The organism is Streptomyces sp. NPDC019224, assembly GCF_040632605.1.
In the GTDB taxonomy this organism is placed as follows: domain Bacteria; phylum Actinomycetota; class Actinomycetes; order Streptomycetales; family Streptomycetaceae; genus Streptomyces.
On record NZ_JBEYCF010000035.1, the window covers coordinates 25,759 to 46,184 of the forward strand.

Consider the following 20,426-nt stretch of genomic DNA (forward strand, 5'->3'; position numbering starts at 1 on the left):
CGGACCCTTTTGGCATATCCGCAGACCACACGCCGTTTTCGGTGACCGTTGACGCGGCTCGACCACCGCTGATAGACCTTCGCATCACCAGCCGGCGAACCAGAGTTCAACCCGCCTTCTCCGTGCGAGTCATGACGCGAGGACCCCGACCATGGTCGTAAGAGTTCCACCACCCTCCGCCCAGCCACGCTCACGCCTGCGTGTGTTCCTGGCCTCCGGTGCCGCCGCCCTCGCTCTCGCAGCCGGGTCCGTCGTACCGGGCATGCCTCTGGGGGCCGCGCCCCAGCAGGCGCAGGCCGCCGACAGCGGCGGCAAGACGCTGACCGTCGCGGTAGCGCAGAGCGTCGACTCCCTGAGCCCGTTCCTCGCCCAGAAGCTGCTGAGCACCAGCGTCTCGCGGCTCATGTACGACTTCCTGACGAACTACGACGCCAAGGACAACCACGCCGTCCCGGGCCTCGCCACCAAGTGGGAGCCGTCCGCCGACAAGCTGACGTGGACGTACACCATTCGGACCAATTCGAAGTGGTCCGACGGGCAGCAGGCCACCGCCGAGGACGCCGCCTGGACGTTCAACAAGATCATGGACGACGAGGCCGCGGCCCAGTCCAATGGCAGCTTCGTCACCAACTTCAAGAAGGTGACGGCACCCAGCCCCACCGAGCTCGTCATCGAGCTCAAGGAGCCGCAGGCCACCATGGCCGCGCTCGACGTGCCGATCGTGCCCAAGCACGTGTGGGAGAAGGTCGGGGACTTCTCGAAGTTCAACAACGACACGAAGTTCCCCGTCGTCGGCAACGGACCGTTCATCCTGACGGACTACAAGGTCGACCAGTACGTGAAGCTCAAGGCCAACAAGGACTTCTGGCGCGGGGCGCCGAAGTTCGACGAGCTGGTCTTCAAGACGTACAAGGACCAGGACGCCGCCGTCGCCGCCCTGCGCAAGGGCGAGGTCTCCTTCGTCGCCGGTTCGCCCGCGCTGACGCCCGCTCAGGCGAACTCGCTCAAGGGCGACAAGAACATCAAGGTCAACGAGGGTCCCGGCCGCCGCTTCTACGCACTGGCGACCAACCCCGGCGCGCAGACCAAGGACGGCAAGAAGTTCGGCAACGGCAACAAGGCGCTGCTCGACCAGAAGGTCCGCCAGGCGCTGTTCCTGTCGATCGACCGCGAGACGATCATCGACAGGGTCTTCCAGGGGCACGCCGTCGAGGGCAAGGGCTACATCCCGCCGCGCTTCTCGGCGTACTCCTGGGAGCCGTCCGCGAGCCAGGCCCTGAACTACGACCCCGACAAGGCGGCGCAGCTGCTGGACCAGGCGGGTTACAAGCTCAAGGGCGCCCAGCGCGTCGGCAAGGACGGCAAGCCGCTGGACCTGCGCATCCTCTGCCACGCCACCGACCCGAACGACAAGGCGGTCGGCAAGTACCTGAAGGAGTGGTGGGGCAAGCTCGGCATCGGGCTGAAGGTCGACTGCCTCGACGACGTCTCCGTGCCCTGGTACGCCGGCGAGTACGACCTCGCCTTCGACGGCTGGTCGGTCAACCCCGACCCGGACTTCGTCCTCGGCATCCACACCTGCGCGGCTCTGCCGCTCAAGGCCAAGGCCAGTGCGGCCACCGACAACTTCATCTGCGACAAGACGTACGACGGGCTGTACAAGAAGCAGCTCGCCGAGTACGACCCCGCGAAGCGGGCCGAGATCGTCGGACAGATGCAGTCGTGGCTGTACGACTCCGGGTACATGAACGTCCTCGCCTACCCGAACGCGGTCGAGGCATACCGCACCGACCAGATCAAGTCGATCACGACCATGCCCGAGGCGGCCGGCAACATCTACGGCCAGGACGGCTACTGGAGCTGGTGGTCGGCCGTGCCGGCGAGCGGCAGCGGCGACTCGGACAGTGACAGCTCCGGCTCGTCCACCGGTGTGATCATCGGCATCGTCGTCGCGGTCGTGGTCCTCGCAGGTGGCGGGTTCCTGATCTCGCGGCGCCGCCGCACCACCGCGGACGATCGCGAGTAGGTTCTCGAACGGGATGAGAGGAACCGGCCGGCGCGGGTGCGGTACCGGGCCCGCGCCGGCCGGTTCTTCCAGGAACGACACGAGTAACGAGAGTTCCCCATGACAGCTGACAGCACTCCGGCGCTCGTGCAACAGGCGGACGCGGCCACGGACGGCCCTCCGGCCGGCCCCTCGGCCGCACGCGGTCCACGGGCGCGCAACACCAAGGCCTATCTGAAGTACGTGGCCGCCAAGATCGCGGGCGCCGTCGTCTCGCTGTTCGCGGTTCTGGTCACCAGCTTCTTCCTCTTCCGGCTCATTCCGAGCGACCCGGTCAAACAGATGACGGGCGGCCGGCGCGTATCGGCCGAACAGCTCGAAGCGATGCGCCACCAGTTCGGGCTCGACCAGCCGATGTGGCAGCAGTTCACCAGCTACATCGGGGACGCGCTCACCGGCGACTTCGGCGCCTCCTACGCGTACCACGCACCGGTCATCGACAAGATCGTCGAGAAGCTGCCGGCGACGCTGCTGCTCACCGGCACCGCCTACGTCCTCTACAGCCTGCTCGGCCTGTGGCTCGGCACCCGCACCGCGTGGCGCAACGGCTCGGCGAACGACCGGTTCAACACCGCGCTCGCGCTCACGCTCTACTCGGTGCCGTCGTTCTGGCTCGGGCTGCTCCTGATCATCGTCTTCTCGGTGGGCGTCGGCCCGATCCCCGGAATGTTCCCGACGGGCGGAATGACGTCGGGCGACGGGGCGAGCGGCTTCGGCCACATCGCCGACGTCGCGCACCACATGGTGCTCCCGGTCATCACCCTGGTGGCCGTCGGCTACGCGCAGACCCTGCTGGTGATGCGCTCCTCGCTGCTGGACGAGATGGGCAGCGACTATCTGACGACGGCCCGCGCCAAGGGGCTGCGGGACGACGTCGTGCGCCGCAAGCACGCCGTCCCCAACGCCATGCTGCCCACCTTCACCCTGATGTTCGTCAACCTGGGGCATGTGGTCGCCGGGCAGATCCTGGTGGAGACCGTGTTCTCCTGGCCGGGTCTCGGTTCCCTCTTCTACCAGGGACTGAGCACCCCCGACCTGCCTCTCGTCCAGGGCCTGTTCTTCGTCTTCGCCACCGCGGTGATCCTGGCGAACACCCTTGCCGATGTGCTGTATCCGTTGCTCGATCCCCGGGTGGGCCGATGACCACGACCGATTCCATGCCCACGCCGGCACCGGCGCCGGCCCCGCCCGGGCCGGTCAGGAGTGCCCGTGCCCTGGCCCGGGCCCGCAAACGCCAGTCCGTGGCCCGCTTCTGGCGGGAGTACCGCACGCACAAGGGCGGTATGTGGGGCCTGAGCTGTCTGGTGCTGATCGCCCTGATCGCGCTGGCCGCGCCGCAGCTCGTCGGAGCCGACTCGCAGAGCGTCACCGAGGCGTCCGGTGGGGCGCTGGAGTCGCCGAGCGGCGAGTTCCCGCTCGGCACCGACCAGTTCGGGCGCAGCGTGCTCGCGCTGCTGGTGTGGGGCGCGCGCGTCTCGCTCACCGTGGGGCTGCTCGCGGCGTTCCTGTGCGTCGCCATCGGCACGATCGTCGGAATCATCGCCGGCCACTACCGCGGCTGGTACTCGACCGTGCTGATGCGGGTGACCGACTGGTTCCTGGTGATGCCGACCCTGGTACTGGCCATCGCCCTCGCCACCGTGATGGACCGCTCCCTGTGGACCATCGTCATCGCGATCGGCGTCACGACCTGGCCGACCACCGCCCGGCTGGTGCGGGCGCAGACCCTCGCCGTGGAGTCCCGCCCGTACATCGAGCGCGCCCGCGCGCTGGGCGGCGGCCACGGCCACGTCATGTTGCGGCACGTCCTGCCGAACGTGATGCCGCTGGTGCTCGCCCAGACCACGCTGGCGATCTCCAGCGCGATCCTGAGCGAGGCCACGCTGGCCTTCCTCGGCCTCGGCGACCCGACCATCACCTCCTGGGGCAGCATGCTCCAGGACGCGCGCGCCGCGGGGGCGGTGAGCGCCGGCGACTGGTGGTACCTGGCACCGCCGGGCATCGCCATCGCCCTGGTCGCCCTGGCGTTCACGCTGTGCGGCCGCGCCATCGAGTCCGTCCTCAATCCCAAGCTGGGGGTGGCCCGTTGAGTACGACGAGCATCCGCAAGGCGCCTCTTCTGGAGGTACGCGACCTGACGGTGACGTACGCCGGCGGGGCGCAGGCCGTCCGCGGGGTGAACCTGGAGGTCGAGGCCGGACGCAAGCTCGGCATCGCCGGGGAGTCCGGCTGCGGGAAGTCCACGCTGGCGCTGGCCCTGCTGCGGCTGCTGCCCGCGGGCACGAAGGTGACCGGCGAGATCCTGCTGAACGGCGAGGACGTCCTCGCGATGAAGTGGGGCCAGGTGAGGGCCGTGCGCTGGGCGGGCGCATCGATCGTCTTCCAGGGCGCGATGCACTCGCTGAACGCGGTCCACCGCATCGGGGACCAGATCGCCGAGCCGATCCTGCTGCACAGGAGGACGACCCCGGCGGCGGCCCGCAAACGGGCCGGTGAGCTGCTGGAACAGGTCGGGCTGCCCGCGGCCCGGGCGGACGCCTATCCGCACGAGCTGTCCGGCGGGCAGCGGCAGCGCGTGATGATCGCGATGGCGCTCGCCTGCGACCCCGGTCTGATCATCGCCGACGAGCCGACGACGGCCCTGGACGTGATGATCCAGGCCCAGATCCTGCGGCTGATCGAGGAGCTGGTCTCCGAACAGGATCTCGGCCTGATCATGATCAGCCATGACCTCGCGGTGCTGTCCGACACCTGCGACCGGCTCGCGGTGATGTACGCGGGCCGGGTCGTCGAGCAGGGTCCGGCGTCCGAGGTCTACGAGAACGCGCACCACCCGTACAGCAGGGCCCTGTCGGGCGCCTTCCCGCGCATCGGGGACCCGGCGTCCCGGTTCGCGCCCCAGGGCCTGCCCGGCGACCCGCCCGACCCGTCGGCGCTGCCGGCCGGCTGCACCTTCCACCCGCGCTGCGCGCTGGCCCTGGACTCCTGCGCCACGCTGGACCAGGAGCTGCGGGACGCGGGCCCGGGGCGGCAGGCCGCCTGCGTGCTGGTGGATCCGGAGGGGGCCGCCGCGCCGGTCCTGCCGGGCGCCGAGGAAGCAAGGAGCACATCATGACGACGACCCCCGTGGACCTGCTCAGCGCGCAGGGGCTCCGGATCACCTTCCCCGGCCGGCACGGGGCCGCACCGGCGCGTGCGGTGGACGGCGTGGACCTGGACATCCGGCCCGGCGAGATCGTCGCGCTGGTCGGCGAGTCGGGGTGCGGCAAGACGACGCTGGCCCGTTCGCTGCTGGGCCTGGTCCCGCCGACGGCCGGGCAGGTCACGTTCGACGGGAAGCCGCTGGACTACGGGAGCCGGGCGCTCAAGGCGTACCGCAAGCGGGTGCAGCTGGTCCTCCAGGACCCCAGCGGTTCGCTGAACCCGCGCCACACGGTGTACGACGCGGTGGCCGAGGGCCTGCGCATCCACGGCTACGGGGGCGACGAGCGACAGGCGGTGCACGACGCGCTGTCACGGGCCGGGCTTCGTCCCCCGGAGCGGTTCTTCCTGCGCTACCCGCACGAGCTGTCCGGCGGTCAGCGACAGCGTGTCGTGATCGCGGGGGCGCTGGTCCTGGAGCCGGAGCTGATCGTGGCGGACGAGCCGGTGGCCTCGCTGGACGCGTCGGTGCGCGGCGAGATCCTGGCGCTGCTGCTGCGGCTGCGCGAGGAGCTGGGCCTGTCCGCGCTGGTGGTGACGCATGATCTCGGTCTGGCGTGGAACATCGCGGACCGGGTCGCGGTGATGTATCTGGGCCGCATCGTGGAGACGGGTGACGTCGAGCAGATCCTGACGGCCCCGCGCCATCCTTACACCCAGGCGCTGCTGTCGGTGCTGCCGGAGGCGCCGGGCGATCCGGTGGTGCTGACCGGTGAGCCGCCGGACCCGTCCCGGGTCCCGTCCGGCTGTCGCTTCCACGCCCGCTGCCAGGTGCTGGCGTCGGGCGAGGCGGAGCGGGCGGGCGTCGCGGACCTGTGTCGTACGCAGGACCTGCCGGTCCTGGCGGGCGGCGGGGAGACCCAGGTGGCGTGTCACTGGGCCACCGCGAAGGTCACGGCACCCGCTTCCTGACGGTCGTACGGGTTTCCCGGCCGCGCAGGCCGGGAAACCCCGCCGGTCAGTCCCGCTCGGCCGCGGCGATCAGCTCGCCGCACCTCTTCACGTCGGCGGCCATCGCCACGAGCAGGTCGTCGATCGTGTCGAACTTCAGCATCCCGCGTACGTACGCCAGGAAGTCCACGGCGACGTGCAGGCCGTACAGGTCGAGGCCGACGCGGTCGATCGCGTACGCCTCCACCGTGCGCTCGGTGCCGTCGAACTGGGGATTGGTGCCGACCGAGATCGCGGCGGGCATCGCCTCACCGTTCGCGTGCAGCCAGCCCGCGTACACACCGTCGGCGGGAATCGCGGTGTGCGGGAGGGTTTCGACGTTGGCGGTGGGGAAACCCAGCTCGCGCCCCCGCTGAGCACCCCGGACGACGACACCCTCGACGCGGTGCGGGCGGCCCAGGATCTCGGCGGCCCCGGCCATGTCCCCCTCGGCGACCAGGCGCCGGGTGAGCGTGGAGGAGAACGGCTCGCCGCCGCCCGCCTCGCCGCGCACCCTCAGGTCGATGACCTCGACGCGGTAGTCGTGCTCGGCGCCCAGCTCGGTCAGCAGCTCGACGTTCCCCGCGGCCTTGTGGCCGAAACGGAAGTTGGGGCCCTCGATGACCAGCCGGGCGTGCAGCTTGTCGACGAGTACCTTCGCGATGAAGTCGGCCGGCGCGAGCCGCGAGAACTCCGTGGTGAACGGCAGGATCAGCATCGCGTCCACGCCCAGCTCCGCCATCAGCTCCGCGCGCCGGTGGTGCGGGGCGAGCAGCGGCGGGTGGCTGCCGGGCCGGACCACCTCGCTGGGGTGCGGGTCGAAGGTCACGACGACCGAGGGCACACCCAGCTCCCGCGCCCGTTCGACGGCCCGGCCGATGATCAGCTGATGCCCGCGGTGCACCCCGTCGTACGAGCCGATGGTGACGACGCTGCGCCCCCAGTCCTGGGGGATGTCCTCCAAGCCTCGCCAGCGCTGCACTCTGACCGCTCCTCGCCCGAACCTGTGTACGTGGTTGTCTCGCTTACGCAGGTCTAAGACTGCCATGCTCACGCCCTGCGGCCTGCATCGGCATGGGCATCGCGGGCTCCGGCACCGTCAGCCCCTCCACCGTCCGCCGTGCGCCGGGCCCGACGACGGCCGCCCACTCCCGCGGCGCCTCGGCCAGCCAGCCCGCGACCAGGGCGCCGAACCCCGGGACCTCGCGGACGAGCGCGACCAGCCGCCGGTCGAACAGCGCGGCCCCTTCGGGGGTACGCACGAGAAGCATCCCGGTCCGGTGCACCAGCGCCCTGGTGCGCACCGGCGACCGCCCGCCGCATCCGGTCGCGGTGGCCCGCAGCAGCGCATCGAGCACCACCGGGTCCGGGGCTCCCCCGCCCTGCTCGAAGTCCAGCAGCACTTCCAGCAGCTCGTCCCGGGTGGGCTGAGAGGCGGGGCTGCCCGGCGAGGCGAGCACCGCGGCCAGCGAGCCCCGGACCGGCGGGGCCACCGGGCGGCCCCGGAGCAGGCCGGTGAGCAGCGGCAGCAGCAGGGCGCGCGCGGCGGGCCCGTGCTCCAGCCGGCGGTCGAGGTACGCGGCGGTGTGCGCGGTGTCCTCCGGGTGGCCGTCGGCATAGGCGCGTACGAGTCCGGCGGCGTGCAGCGCGAGCGCGGGCGCGTCGATCCCGGCCAGGGCCCGCAGCACCTCCCCCGCGCCCTGGTCCGGCCGCGCGAGCCGGTCCCGGTACGCGCCCACCACGGCCTCCGGGTGCGTGGGCAGGGCGGCGGCGAGCGCGGCGGCCGGCACCCGCACGTCCTGCGGCCCGACGGCGGTGAACGCCCGGACGGCCTGCGGGAGGTAGCGGTCCCGGGTCCGGGGGTCGGCGACGAGCAGGGCGAGGACCGGCCCGTGCAGTTCGCTGTCGGCCGGACGGGCCAGCACCGCGAGGGCGGCCCGGCGCAGACGGTCGCGATCGGCGTCGTGGGTCAGCCGGGGTGCGACGAGCGCCGCGTACGAGACGGCGGCGACCCGCCGGCCGCGCCGGTCCCCGTCCCCGGCCCACCGCTCGACGGCCCGGCAGAGCGCGGCCGGCTCGTCCTCGGCGAGCGCGGCGAGCAGTTCCTCGGCCCTGGGGTGTCCGGCCGAGACCAGCGCGTCGGCCAGGTCGTCGACGGCGAGGTCCCGGCGGGCGTACAGCAGCGCCTGCGCGGCGGCGGCGACGGTCGGCCGGACCGCGGCGTCCGGGCCGGCCGCGAGCGGTCGCTCGTCGGTGAACCAGGTGCACAGGAGAGGCATGAGGGTACGCGGATGGGCGGCGAGCCGCCGGTCGACAGCGTCCAGGAACCGTCCCTCGCCGTTCCCGGCACCGGGCGGCCCGTCGGCGGGGACGAGCCGCCGGAACAGATCCATCCGGTCCGCCTCGGGCAGCCGCAGCCCCCGCCAGAACCAGGGGCCGAACTCGGCGTACGCCCCGCCGGCCCCGCCGTCCTCGTCCGAACTCCGCACGACGCGCCCGGCGAGCAGTCGGAGCACCCCGAGGTAGGGACGCGCGTCGGGGACCCGCGACAGCGTCTCGGCGAGCAGGTGAGCGGCCCACCAGCGGGGGTCGGAGAGCGGGCGGGCACGACCGGGCACGACCGGCGCGGGCGGCCCGTCGGCGCGGACCGGGCCGATTCCCTCGCCCGCGGGCCCGCCGAGGGGGCCGAGCGCACCGCCGGCGCGCGCGGCGTAGGCGCCCGCACCCGCCCCGCCGACGGAACCCACGGGATCACCGGCTCCGCCGGACCCCGCTGCCGCACCGCCGGCGTCGGCCCCCTCTCCGGTTCCGACACCTTCCGGCAACCGGTCCAGGGCTTCGATCAGGTCGGCCAGGCGATGGGCCAGGGCGGCCGTGCCATGGCGGCGGGCCAGCAGGAGCAGGGCCTGGATCACCGGGCCAATCCGGTGCCGGGGTACGGGGAGGCTGCGCGGGCCCGCCGGAGGAGGACCCTCGCTCGACCCGGCCGGTCCGCTCCGGCGGGGGCGCGGCACCCGGCCGCCGTCCTCCCCCGCCTCCGCGTGCCACCGGTGCACCAGCGCCCGCAGCGCCGCGTCCAGATCGAGGTGGGTGCTCTGGATCCAGTCCCCCACCTCCTCGTGCGCGAAGCGGTAGCCGGCGCCCGCCGGGACGAGGAGTCCCTCGGTGAGCACCGCCGGGGCCCAGCCCGTGCGCCAGGGGAAGAGTTCCTCGAAGGCGGCTCGGTCCAGCTCCCCCTGTCCGGGGCCGAGGCAGCGCCGGGCCGCCTCGTGGACCTGCCCCGCCACCCGTGCGGCCAGGCGCCGCACCGCCGTGCCGCCGGGCCGGCTCCCGGCGGCGATGCGGACGGCGATGCGCAGGCACATCAGGTCGAGGTGGGCGGCGAAGACCTCCTCCGTACCGGGGCGCCCGGGCGTGTCCGGCGGCAGGGCCGCGCGTACCTCCGCCAGCAGCCGAAGGGTGAGCGGGTGGCGGTCGTGGCCCGCGGCGAGGGCGTCGGGCGGCAGGCCGAGCCGTTCCCGGGCGTGTTCGGCCTGGCCCGCGGTGAAGTCGGTGACGCGGACGGCGGGGGGCAGCCGGCGGGCGGGCCTGGCGGGCCGGTGCAGCGCCCCGGGCGGGCAGAGCGCTCCGGCCGTCTCCCAGTGCTCGGGCCGGCAGCCGACGACGAGCCGGGCGCCGTTCTCACGGAGCCAGCCGACCGTGCCCGTGGTCCAGGCGGCCAGCCGGTGCGCCAGGACGGGCGGCATCTCCTCCGGGGCGTCCAGCAGGACGAGCAGCGGCACACCGGCGTCGGCGGCCAGCCGGGCGACCCGCTCCGGGGTGGCGCTCGCCATGTCGCCCGTGGCCCCGGCGGCGCTGACGATGCGCCCGGCCTGCTGGAGCGTGCGCGCGACGGCGTCGGCGACGGAGGTGTCGTCCGCGAGGAGGTCGGCGCCGCGCAGCCACAGGGTGGGCGCGGGCACCGGTCCCGTCGCCCGGCGCGCGGCGATGGCGGCGAGCTCGGTGGTGCGGCCGGTGCCGGGCTCGCCGACGAGGCCCAGGACCACGGCGGACTCTCCCGGGCCGGCCGTCGCGAACGCCTCGGACTCGGTGCGGACGTCGGGCCGTTCCACCGGGTCGTGCCGGTCGCCGGGGCCGCTCGCCGAGCCCACGGACATGGCGGTGAGCTGGAGGGCCCCGGCGAGGTTGAGACCGGGCCCGTAGCCGGGGACGGTCACGGCGTTGCGCCGCAGCAGCTCGCCCAGCGGCCCCTCCCCGGGCGCCCCGGCGAGCGGTGTCGCGCAGCCCGCGGTGGCGTGCGAGGCCCGCAGGGCGAGGCCGAGGACGGCGATGACCGCCCCGCTCTCCGGGTCGAGGACGGGCCCGCCCACCGCCGCGCCGCCCAGCCGGAGCGCGTCGCTGCCGTCCGTACCGAGGGCGAGCTCCAGGGCCCGGTCGATCCGGTGGGTGCGGCCGTGACTGGTGTACGTCACCGGCGTACGGCCCAGGATCCGCGCCTCGCGCAGACCGTGGGCCACCACCGTCACATACGTACCGGGGTCGATGCGCTCCCGCGCGCAGACCGGCAGCGGCCGGACACCGAGGGTGTCCGGTCCCCCGGTGGGCAGGAGGGCGAGATCCCGTTCCGGCACGGCGGTGATGTCGGCGGCCTCCACGCGGCGGCTACGGCCGTCCGTGCCGTGCAGCAGGAGGTAGGGCAGGCCGTCGACCGCCTCGTGGCTGGTGACGACCGTCCCCCGGTCGTCGGCGACGAAGCCGGTCCCTCGCGGCCGGCCGGCCGGATCGCACAGTCGTACCAGCGTCGCCCGGTCCCCGCATCCCATGATCCGACGGTAGGGCGGCGAAGATCCCCGCGAGGGCCACTCCGGGCGAAAGCGCCCCCGTCACCCCCCTGATTCACTCCGAGCGCCTGCCCGTTGGGGTGAATCAGGGGCGTTCGGTGGACAGAAAGCGGTGGGGGGATCGTGGAGCGGGCACGGGGGCTCTGCCCGCTCCACGATGTGGGTCCGCACGGCCGCGCGACGGCGGCCGGTGCCGGATCAGCCGAAGACGGCGAGGCTCTTGGCCTTGCCCTTCTGCTCCTCGACGAGTACCAGGAACCGCCCGTCCGGCCCGAAGACGGCGACCGGCCCCGGCGGGTGGGGGGGCATGTCCAGCCGTACGCCGTTCAGCAGCAGCCCGGCCCGCTTCTCGTCGACGTCCCAGCGGGGGAACGCCGAGGCGGCGGCCTCGGCCACCGGCATCACGGCCAGCTCCTCCTGGTGCTGGTCGAGCGTACGCGCGGCGTCCAGCCCGTACGGGCCGACGCGGGTGCGCCGCAGGGCGGTCAGATGGCCGCCCACACCGAGCCCGGCGCCCAGGTCGCGGGCGAGGGCTCGGATGTACGTACCGGAGGAGCAGACCACCGAGACGACCAGGTCGAGGACCGGGGTGCCGTCCTCGGCCACGGCCTCGCGGACGTCGTAGACGCGGAAGGACGAGACGGTCACCGGCCGGGCCGGGATCTCGAACTCCTCGCCGCCGCGCACCCGCGCGTAGGACCGCTTGCCGTCGATCTTGATGGCGCTGACCTTGGACGGCACCTGCATGATGGCGCCCGTGAGGGCGGCGACCCCGGCGTCGATCGCCTCACGCGTCACACCGGAGGCGTCGGCGGACGAGGTGATCTCGCCCTCCGCGTCGTCCGTGACGGTGTTCTGGCCGAGCCGGATCGTACCGAGGTACTCCTTCTCGGTCAGCGCGAGGTGGCCGAGGAGCTTGGTCGCCTTCTCGACGCCGAGCACGAGCACACCGGTCGCCATCGGGTCCAGGGTGCCGGCGTGGCCGACGCGGCGGGTGCGGGCGATGCCGCGCATCTTGGCGACGACGTCGTGCGAAGTGAAGCCGGACGGCTTGTCGACGATGACAAGTCCGCTCTCCCGCTCGCCACTGCCCGGGGTCGCTGCGCTCGCGCCCCTTTCCCGAGGCGTCCTGTTGTTCTGCGTCATTCGGAGGCGGTGTCCTCGTCCTCCGGCTTGCGGTACGGGTCCGCGTCGCCGGCGTACGTGGCGCCCGAGGACGCCTCACGCACCTTGGCGTCCGAGGCCCGTGCCCGGTCGAGCAGGTCCTCGATGGCCCGGGCGTTCTCCGGGAGCGCGTCCGCCACGAAGGTGAGCGTCGGGGTGAACTTCGTACCCGCCGCCGAGCCGACCGCGGACCGCAGGATGCCCTTGGCGCTCTGCAGGCCGGCCGCAGCGCTCGCCCGCTCCTCGTCGTCGCCGTAGACCGTGTAGAAGACCGTGGCCTCCCGCAGGTCACCGGTGACCCGGACGTCCGTGATGGTCACGTGCGTCCCCAGCCGCGGGTCCTTGATGCCGCGCTGCAGTTTCCCGGCGACCACCTCCTGGATGAGGTCCGCCAGCTTCTTAGCCCGCGCGTTGTCGGCCACTGGTCCGTCTCCTTCTGCCTTTGGTCCGACCCGGAATCGGACCTGCTCAATCGTCTTCGTCGCTGTGCAGCCGCCGTCGTACGGACAGCAGCTCCACTTCCGGCCGGGCGGCGACGAGGCGCTCGCACCGGTCGAGTACGTCTGTGAGGTGCCGGGTGTCCCCGGAGACCACGGCAAGGCCGATCTCGGCCCTGCGATGGAGATCCTGTCCGCCCGTCTCCGCCACGCTCACCGCGTACTTGCGCTGGAGTTCGGCAACGATCGGACGGACCACGGAGCGCTTCTCCTTCAACGACCGTACGTCGCCGAGAAGCAGGTCGAAGGACAGTGTCCCCACATACATGTATGTCCGGATGTCCCGCCGGTTCGGGTTCGCGCCCCGCCGATGATCGGCGGGGACACAAGAACCGTACACGGAACGGCCGGGGCCGATCGACGGAAATAGGTCCCGTCGACCGGCCCCGACTGTTGAGGTACGGGTCAGCCTCGCGGCTTCTCGCGCATCTCGTACGTCGCGATGACGTCGTCGATCTTGATGTCGTTGAAGTTGCCGAGGTTGATACCGCCCTCGAAGCCTTCGCGGATCTCGGTGACGTCGTCCTTGAAGCGGCGCAGACCGGAGATGGTGAGGTTCTCCGCGACGACCTTGCCGTCGCGCAGCAGGCGCGCCTTGGTGTTGCGCTTGACCTCGCCGGACCGGACGAGCACACCGGCGATGTTGCCCAGCTTGGACGAGCGGAAGATCTCGCGGATCTCCGCCGTACCCAGCTCGACCTCTTCGTACTCCGGCTTGAGCATGCCCTTGAGGGCCGCCTCGATCTCCTCGATCGCCTGGTAGATGACCGAGTAGTAGCGGACGTCCACACCCTCGCGGTCGGCCATCTGCTGCGCACGCCCGGCGGCGCGCACGTTGAAGCCGATCACGATGGCGTCGGAGCCGGTCGCCAGGTCGATGTCCGACTCGGTGACCGCACCCACACCGCGGTGCAGGACCCGGATGTCGACCTCTTCACCGACGTCGAGCTGGAGCAGCGAGGACTCGAGGGCCTCCACCGAACCGGACGCGTCGCCCTTGATGATGAGGTTGAGCTCCTGGACCAGACCGGCCTTGAGCGCCTCGTCCAGGTTCTCCAGGGAGAACCGGACACCCTTGCGGGCGAAGTTGGCGTTGCGCTCGCGGGCGGCGCGCTTCTCGGCGATCTGGCGGGCCGTACGGTCCTCGTCGACGACCAGGAAGTTGTCGCCGGCGCCCGGGACGTTGGTGAGACCCAGCACGAGGACGGGGGTCGACGGACCCGCCTCCTCGACGTTCTCGCCCTTGTCGTCGAGCATCGCGCGGACACGGCCGTAGGCGTCGCCGACCACCATCGTGTCGCCGACCCGCAGCGTGCCTCGCTGGACCAGGACGGTCGCGACGGCGCCGCGGCCGCGGTCGAGGTGGGACTCGATCGCGATGCCCTGCGCGTCCTGCTCCGGGTTGGCCCGCAGGTCGAGCGAGGCGTCGGCGGTGAGGACGACGGCCTCCAGCAGCTGGTCGATGTGCAGACCCTGCTTGGCGGAGATGTCGACGAACATCGTGTCGCCGCCGTACTCCTCGGCCACCAGCCCGAACTCGGTGAGCTGGCCGCGCACCTTGGTCGGGTCGGCGCCCTCGACGTCGATCTTGTTGACCGCGACCACGATCGGCACGTCGGCCGCCTTGGCGTGGTTCAGCGCCTCGATCGTCTGGGGCATCACACCGTCGTTCGCCGCCACCACGAGGATCGCGATGTCGGTGGACTTCGCACCGCGGGCACGCATGGCGGTGAACGCCTCGTGACCCGGGGTGTCGATGAAGGTGATCCGACGGTCCTCGCCGTTGACGTCGGCGGAGACCTGGTAGGCACCGATGTGCTGGGTGATGCCGCCGGCCTCGCCCGCGATGACGTTCGTCTTGCGGATCGCGTCCAGGAGTCGGGTCTTACCGTGGTCGACGTGACCCATGACGGTCACGACCGGCGGACGCGGCACCAGGGCCTCGTCGCCGCCCTCGTCCTCGCCGAACTCGATGTCGAAGGACTCGAGCAGCTCGCGGTCCTCCTCCTCCGGGCTGACGATCTCCAGGACGAAGTTCATCTCGTCCGCGAGGAGCTTGAGGGTCTCGTCAGACACGGACTGCGTGGCCGTGACCATCTCGCCGAGGTTCATCATCACGCCGACGAGCGACGCCGGGTTGGCGTTGATCTTCTCGGCGAAGTCGGTGAGCGAGGCACCGCGCGACAGGCGGACGGCCTGTCCGTTGCCGCGGGGCAGCATCACGCCGCCGACCGACGGGGCCTGCATGGCCTCGTACTCCTGGCGCCTCTGCCGCTTCGACTTGCGGCCACGACGCGCGGGACCGCCGGGACGACCGAAGGCGCCCTGCGTGCCACCACGGGCACCGGGCCCGCCGGGACGGCCACCGAAGCCGGGACGGCCGCCGAAGCCACCGCCGCCGCCACCGGGACGACCCGCACCGCCACCGCCGCCACCGGGACGGCCGGCGAAGCCGCCGCCACCGCCGCCGGGACCGGCCGGACGGCCCGCGAAGCCGCCGCCAGCGGGACGGCCCGCGCCGCCCGGACGACCGCCGCCACCGGGACCGCGGCCACCGCCGGGGCCACCACCGGGACGCGGGCCGGCAGCGGGACGCTGCGGCATCATGCCCGGGTTGGGACGGTTACCACCGGGGGCGCCGCCCGGACGGGGCGCCTGCGGACGGGGCATGCCGCCCGGGGTCGGACGGGCACCGCCGGCCTGGCCCTGCGGGCGCGGGGCGCCACCGGGGCCGCCCTGCGGACGCGGGGCGCCGGGGCGCTCCTGGCCGCCACCGGGACGCGGGGCGCCGCCGGGACGGGGTGCCTGCGGACGGGACATGCCCGTCGAGCCACCGGAGGTGAAGGGGTTGTTGCCCGGACGGGGACCGGCCGGACGTGCGCCGGGGCGCGGGGCGCCCTGGCCGGCGGGACGCGCGGGGCGCTCGCCGCCGCGGCCACCGTCGCGCTGGCCGCCGTCACGCTGGCCGCCGCCCTGCTGACCGGCCGGGGCCGGACGCGCGGGACGGGGGCCGGGGGTCGCGCCGGTGGGGCGCGGCGCCTGCGGCGCGGCCGGCTGGGCCGGGGCCGGAGCTGAGAACTCCGCGGCGGGCACCGGCGTGACCGGGGCCTTCGGCGCGGGCTTCGGGCCCGGACGCGGGCCGGGAGCCGGCGCCGACGGGGCGGAGGGGGTGCTGCTCGGGGCCTCGGCGGCGGCCGGCTTGGGGGCCGGGGCGCCGGGCTTCGGGGCAGCCGGACGTGCCGCGGCGGCCGGAGACGGCGCCGCGGGCTTGGCGGGGGCGGCCTTACGGGGCGCGCCAGGCTTTGCAGCGGACTTGCCGGCGTTGCCGCCGGGCCCCTGCAGTGCGTCAGTCAACTTGCGTACAACCGGCGCCTCGATCGTCGAGGACGCCGAACGTACGAACTCACCGAGTTCTTGGAGCTTGGCCATGACGACCTTGCTCTCAACTCCGAACTCCTTGGCGAGTTCGTATACCCGGACCTTAGCCACTTCGCTCCTTTTAGGTCCGGGTTACCGCCGGACCGTCGCTACTTCATGGGCGTACTCATCGCGTACTCATCGAGTGCTCATCGCAATCTCGACCTACTTCCAACTCGCGAGGTACCTGACCGCACGGGGACCCGTGCCGTTCATTTCTTACGGTGTCACCCGCTCGACGAACCGCTGTACCGCGGTGGGGTCGAACGGCCCCTTGGCCTTGAAGGCCCGGGGGAACGCCCGGCGGCGAACCGCCAGGCCCAGACAGTCGGGGACGGGATGCACGTACGCACCCCGGCCGGGCAGCGTACCGCGAGGATCGGGGACGCAGGCGTCCCCGTCCGCGACGATGCGCAGCAACTCGTTCTTGGCCGCCCGCTCCCGGCATCCCACACAGGTTCGCTCAGGGCAAGCGCGGGCGTGCGTCCGGCCAGACACGGTTAAGTCTACCTCCCCGCACCGACCTCACCCCTTTGGGGCAAAAATCGAACGTACGTTGTCGTGATCTCAGCGACCTGGCGACGGAATCTATTCCCTCCGGCGCCACTCACGGCCCTCGCTCAGCGTCGCTCCGAGCGTTCCCGGGCCCGCTCGGCCCGCTCACGGTCGGCGACATCGCGCTCGGCGTCGGTCTCGGTGTCGGGACGGATGTCGATGCGCCAGCCGGTCAGGCGGGCGGCGAGACGGGCGTTCTGCCCCTCCTTGCCGATCGCCAGGGAGAGCTGGTAGTCCGGCACGGTCACCCGGGCGGAACGGGCGCCGAGGTCCACGACCTCCACCTCGCTCACCCGTGCGGGTGACAAGGCGTTGGCGACCATCTCGGCCGGGTCGTCCGACCAGTCCACGATGTCGATCTTCTCGCCGTGCAGCTCGGCCATCACATTGCGCACGCGTCCGCCCATCGGGCCGATGCAGGCGCCCTTGGCGTTGAGCCCGGACCGGGTCGAGCGGACCGCGATCTTGGTGCGGTGGCCGGCCTCGCGGGCGATCGCGCAGATCTCCACGGAGCCGTCGGCGATCTCCGGGACCTCCAGCGCGAAGAGCTTCTTCACCAGGTTGGGGTGGGTGCGCGACAGCGTCACGGAGGGACCGCGCACGCCCTTGGCCACGCGCACGACATAGGTGCGCAGCCGCAGGCCGTGGGTGTACTCCTCGCCCGGCACCTGCTCCTGCACCGGCAGGATGGCCTCCAGCTTGCCGATGTCGACCAGGACGTTCTTCGGGTCCTTGCCCTGCTGGACGACGCCGGTGACGACATCGCCCTCGTGGCCCGCGTACTCGCCGAACGTGCGGTCGTCCTCGGCGTCGCGCAGCCGCTGGAGGATGACCTGCTTGGCGGTGGTGGCGGCGATCCGGCCGAAGCCCGACGGGGTGTCGTCGAACTCCTTGGGCTCCTGCCCCTCCTCCAGGTCGGCCGGGTCCTCCTTGGCCCACACCGTCACATGGCCGCGCTCGTCCAGCTCCACCCGAGCCCTGCGGTGGCTGCCGTCCGTGCGGTGGTACGCGATGAGGAGGGCCGACTCGATCGCCTCGACGAGGACGTCGAACGGGATCTCCTTGTCCTGCGCCAAGCCCTTCAGGAGCTTCACGTCGATGTCCACGGCTACGCCTCCTCTTCCTTCTTGTCCTTGCGGTTGAATTCCAGCTCCACGCGGGCCTTGGCGATCTCGTCGAAGGCGATCCGGCGGGCGGTGGGCTTGCGGCCCTTGACGCCCGGCACCTCCAGGTCGAGACCGTCCTCGTCCACCGCGAGGATGCGGGCCACCAGCTCGCCGCCCTCGCGCAGGGTCAGGCCGACCAGCCGGCCGGTGGCGCGTACGTAATGGCGGTGCTGCGTCAGCGGGCGGTCGGCCCCGGGGGAACTGACCTCCAGGACGTACTCGTCCTCGCCCATCACATCGGTCTCGTCCAGCTTCGCGGAGATCGCGCGGCTCAGTTCCGCGCAGGCGTCCAGCTCGACGCCCTCGTCGGAGTCCACGACGATCCTCAGCACCCTGCGGCGGCCCGCCCGGGAGACTTCGATCTCTTCCAGCTCCAGCTGCTCGGCGCTGACGAGCGGTTCGACCAGCCCGCGCAGCCTCTCGCTCTGGGTGGTGCTCATCCGGGTGACTCCTCGGCCGCGTGTGCTGTTGTGGGTATCTCGCGTGTCTGGTCAAAGGGTATCCGGTCGCAAGGGGTGTTGCTGTCCGCCGGCCCCCCGAGCGCGGGTACGCTCACAGGCGGTGATCACTTCCGGACAGATCCAGTCAAGACAGATCCAGCCCGAAGGAGAACAAGTGCGGCGTACGGGGACGACGCGCAGGGGCGCGCTCGCGGCGACGGGCGCGCTCGTCGCCGGGGCGGTGCTGTCGGGCTGCGGAAGCGACGCCGACGACACGGGCGGGGCCCGTAAGGGTTCCACGCACGGCGGCGCGCGGACCGCCGCCGACGGTGCGTCCTCGGTACGTACGGAGAAGGTCCTGCGCACCAGCGCCTCACGCACCACGGCGACCCTGCTCGCCGGTTACGAGCACGTGCTCAGGGCCCATCCGTCGACGGCGGCCGCGCTCACCCCCCTGCGCGACGCGGTCCGCGCCCATCTGAAGGCCGTCTCACCGGGCAAGGCCCCGGCGCTCGGCGTGGCCCGCTCGCGCGCCACCGGACCGGCCGCCGCGGTCAGGGAGCTGGCCGCCGCCGAGCGCGGCGCGGCGGACGCGTACACCGCGCTGCTCGGGGAGGCGCCCGGGGAGCTGGCCCGGCTGCTGGCCTCGGTGGCCGCCGCCTGCGCGGTGCACGCCTACCTGCTGACGGAACTGGCGAAGGAGACCCCCGCATGAGCGACGGCACCCTGGAAGCGGCCCAGGCGGCGCTGGCCGCCGAGCACGCGGCGGTCTACGGCTACGGGGTCGCGGGCGGCCGGGTCGCGGCGGCGCGCCGGGCCGAGGCGAGCGCCGCGCACCACGCCCACCGCGCCCGCCGGGACGCCCTGGTACGCACGGTCCGGGACCTGGGCGGTGAGCCGGTGGCCTCGGACGCCGCGTACGCTCTGCCGTTCGCGGTGCCGGACGCGGCGGCCGCGGTGCGTTTGGCCGCCGTGCTGGAGGACCGCGTCGCGTACGTCTACTCCGACCTGGTCCGGGCCGCCGACGGTTCGCTGCGGCGCAGCGCTGCGGACGCGCTGCGGGAGGCAGCGGTGCGCGCGGCGCGCTGGCGGGGCAGCGGCGTACCCTTTCCCGGGCTCGCCGAGCGGGCCGGGGCGAAGGCCGGGGCGGACACGCAGGCCGGGGCCGGCGCCGCGCACTGAACAAGGCGCACTGTAGAAGGCTCTGAAAGGGAACACAGCACGTATGGGTTTTGAACCGCCGCAGCGTCTGGTGCGAGCGCTCGGCGAGTCGTACGGGGATACGGCCGCCGGGGACTGGCTCGCGGGGCTTCCGGCACTGACCGAACAGGCGCTGGCCGCGACCGGGCGCTCCTTGGTCGTGGAGCGGGTCGCGGCCCCCGGCGGGCGCAGCAGTCTGGTCCTGCTGGTCCGGGGGGCCGACGGAACCCCGGCCGCCCTGAAGCTCGCCCCGTCCGCGGCCGCGCCGGGGCTTGAGCGGGCGGCGCTGGCGCACTGGAACGGCTGGGGGGCGGTACGGCTCCTCGATCCCGCGGACGGCGGGCGCCCCGTCGAGGAGGCGCTGCTGCTGGAGCGGCTGCACCCGGAGATGTCGCTGCGCTCGCTGCCGGAGGCGAAGGCGCTGCTGGAGGCGGCCGGGACGGTGCGGCGGCTGTGGGTCGACCCGCCGGCCGGGCACGGCTTCGAGACGGTCGCCGAGCGGACCGGGCGGCGCACCGAGGCCATGCGCGCCGCCGCCGCGTCGGACCCGGCGTTGAAGCCCCTGGTCACGGCGGCGCTGGCGGCCCGCGAGGAACTGGTCGCCGACTCCCCCGAGACGCTGCTGCTGCACGGCAACTTCCGGCAGAGCAAGGTGCTCGCGGGTGAGCGGGCGCCCTGGCTGACGGTCGGCCCGGAGCCGTTGGTCGGTGAGCGGGCCTACGACCTGGCGCGGCTGGTCCGGGACCGGGTGGAGGACCTGATCGCCTCGCCCGCCGGCGCGGCGACGGCCCGGCGCAGGATCAAGAAGCTCGCCGACTCGCTGGACATGGACCAGCAGCGGCTGCACGGCTGGACGCTGTTCCGTGCGGTGGAGTCGGGCACCCGGGCGCTGGCGGCCGGGCGCCGCCAGGAGGGCGAAGTGACCCTGGAGTTCGCGGACTGGCTGTAGG

At 73.0% G+C, this 20,426-nt stretch carries 17 protein-coding genes; 8 read left to right on the forward strand and 9 right to left on the reverse strand.

The features are described from left to right. The first annotated feature begins 151 nt into the window (after nt 1-151). From ABZ564_RS21745 to ABZ564_RS21765, 5 genes are all read left to right on the forward strand, one after another. Complete coding sequence (locus tag ABZ564_RS21745; RefSeq protein WP_360858845.1) at nt 152-2,026, forward strand: ABC transporter substrate-binding protein; 1,875 nt, start codon at nt 152-154, stop codon at nt 2,024-2,026. Between the two features lie 99 nt (nt 2,027-2,125). Then, nucleotides 2,126-3,208, forward strand: a complete 1,083-nt coding sequence (locus ABZ564_RS21750) for an ABC transporter permease (RefSeq protein WP_360858848.1) — start codon at nt 2,126-2,128, stop codon at nt 3,206-3,208. Further along, nucleotides 3,205-4,155 (forward strand): ABC transporter permease, encoded by a 951-nt coding sequence (locus tag ABZ564_RS21755; RefSeq protein WP_360858851.1) that lies wholly within the window; start codon nt 3,205-3,207, stop codon nt 4,153-4,155. Before ABZ564_RS21750 ends, ABZ564_RS21755 begins: the two co-directional genes overlap by 4 nt. Then, nucleotides 4,152-5,180 carry an ABC transporter ATP-binding protein gene (locus tag ABZ564_RS21760; RefSeq protein WP_360858854.1) on the forward strand — a complete coding sequence of 343 codons (1,029 nt, stop codon included), beginning with the start codon at nt 4,152-4,154 and terminating at the stop codon, nt 5,178-5,180. Before ABZ564_RS21755 ends, ABZ564_RS21760 begins: the two co-directional genes overlap by 4 nt. After that, the gene (locus tag ABZ564_RS21765; RefSeq protein WP_360858857.1) at nt 5,177-6,178 is read left to right on the forward strand and encodes an ABC transporter ATP-binding protein; all 1,002 of its coding nucleotides are present in this window, start codon (nt 5,177-5,179) and stop codon (nt 6,176-6,178) included. Before ABZ564_RS21760 ends, ABZ564_RS21765 begins: the two co-directional genes overlap by 4 nt. 46 nt (nt 6,179-6,224) lie before the next feature. Here the strand turns inward: ABZ564_RS21765 and ABZ564_RS21770 are convergent, their stop codons facing one another. The 9 genes from ABZ564_RS21770 to rimP form a co-directional block, all read right to left on the reverse strand. Beyond that, the gene (locus ABZ564_RS21770) at nt 6,225-7,178 is read right to left on the reverse strand and encodes a bifunctional riboflavin kinase/FAD synthetase (RefSeq protein WP_360858860.1); all 954 of its coding nucleotides are present in this window, start codon (nt 7,176-7,178) and stop codon (nt 6,225-6,227) included. Nucleotides 7,179-7,221: 43 nt separating this feature from the next. After that, nucleotides 7,222-11,019 carry a serine protease gene (locus ABZ564_RS21775; protein WP_360858862.1) on the reverse strand — a complete coding sequence of 1,266 codons (3,798 nt, stop codon included), beginning with the start codon at nt 11,017-11,019 and terminating at the stop codon, nt 7,222-7,224. A gap of 216 nt (nt 11,020-11,235) precedes the next feature. Continuing rightward, nucleotides 11,236-12,183: a tRNA pseudouridine(55) synthase TruB gene (gene truB, locus ABZ564_RS21780; RefSeq protein ID WP_360858865.1), complete on the reverse strand. Its 948-nt coding sequence runs from the start codon at nt 12,181-12,183 to the stop codon at nt 11,236-11,238. Beyond that, complete coding sequence (gene rbfA / locus ABZ564_RS21785; RefSeq protein ID WP_143625185.1) at nt 12,180-12,623, reverse strand: 30S ribosome-binding factor RbfA; 444 nt, start codon at nt 12,621-12,623, stop codon at nt 12,180-12,182. The genes truB and rbfA overlap by 4 nt, the downstream gene beginning before the upstream one ends. Nucleotides 12,624-12,669: 46 nt before the next feature. After that, on the reverse strand, nt 12,670-12,966 hold the full coding sequence (locus ABZ564_RS21790) for a DUF503 domain-containing protein (RefSeq protein ID WP_143625183.1): 297 nt from the start codon (nt 12,964-12,966) through the stop codon (nt 12,670-12,672). A 137-nt stretch (nt 12,967-13,103) separates the two neighbouring features. Continuing rightward, on the reverse strand, nt 13,104-16,187 hold the full coding sequence (gene infB / locus ABZ564_RS21795; RefSeq protein WP_360858868.1) for a translation initiation factor IF-2: 3,084 nt from the start codon (nt 16,185-16,187) through the stop codon (nt 13,104-13,106). Between the two features lie 147 nt (nt 16,188-16,334). Next, entirely contained in the window at nt 16,335-16,613 is a 279-nt protein-coding gene (locus tag ABZ564_RS21800) for a YlxR family protein (protein ID WP_360858871.1), read from the reverse strand. A gap of 122 nt (nt 16,614-16,735) precedes the next feature. Continuing rightward, nucleotides 16,736-17,776, reverse strand: coding sequence for a transcription termination factor NusA (nusA, locus tag ABZ564_RS21805; protein WP_147971225.1), 1,041 nt, complete (start codon nt 17,774-17,776; stop codon nt 16,736-16,738). A 2-nt stretch (nt 17,777-17,778) separates the two neighbouring features. Then, nucleotides 17,779-18,276, reverse strand: a complete 498-nt coding sequence (gene rimP, locus ABZ564_RS21810; protein WP_360858874.1) for a ribosome maturation factor RimP — start codon at nt 18,274-18,276, stop codon at nt 17,779-17,781. 175 nt (nt 18,277-18,451) lie between these two features. Between rimP and ABZ564_RS21815 the strand changes: the two genes are divergently transcribed. Genes ABZ564_RS21815 through ABZ564_RS21825 form a run of 3 tightly spaced genes read left to right on the forward strand, consistent with a single transcriptional unit; the run spans nt 18,452 to nt 20,425 of the window. After that, on the forward strand, nt 18,452-18,991 hold the full coding sequence (locus tag ABZ564_RS21815; RefSeq protein WP_360858948.1) for a hypothetical protein: 540 nt from the start codon (nt 18,452-18,454) through the stop codon (nt 18,989-18,991). After that, entirely contained in the window at nt 18,988-19,458 is a 471-nt protein-coding gene (locus ABZ564_RS21820; protein ID WP_360858877.1) for a DUF4439 domain-containing protein, read from the forward strand. The genes ABZ564_RS21815 and ABZ564_RS21820 overlap by 4 nt, the downstream gene beginning before the upstream one ends. A 43-nt stretch (nt 19,459-19,501) precedes the next feature. Then, nucleotides 19,502-20,425: an aminoglycoside phosphotransferase family protein gene (locus ABZ564_RS21825; protein ID WP_360858880.1), complete on the forward strand. Its 924-nt coding sequence runs from the start codon at nt 19,502-19,504 to the stop codon at nt 20,423-20,425. The last annotated feature ends 1 nt before the right edge of the window (nt 20,426 follow it).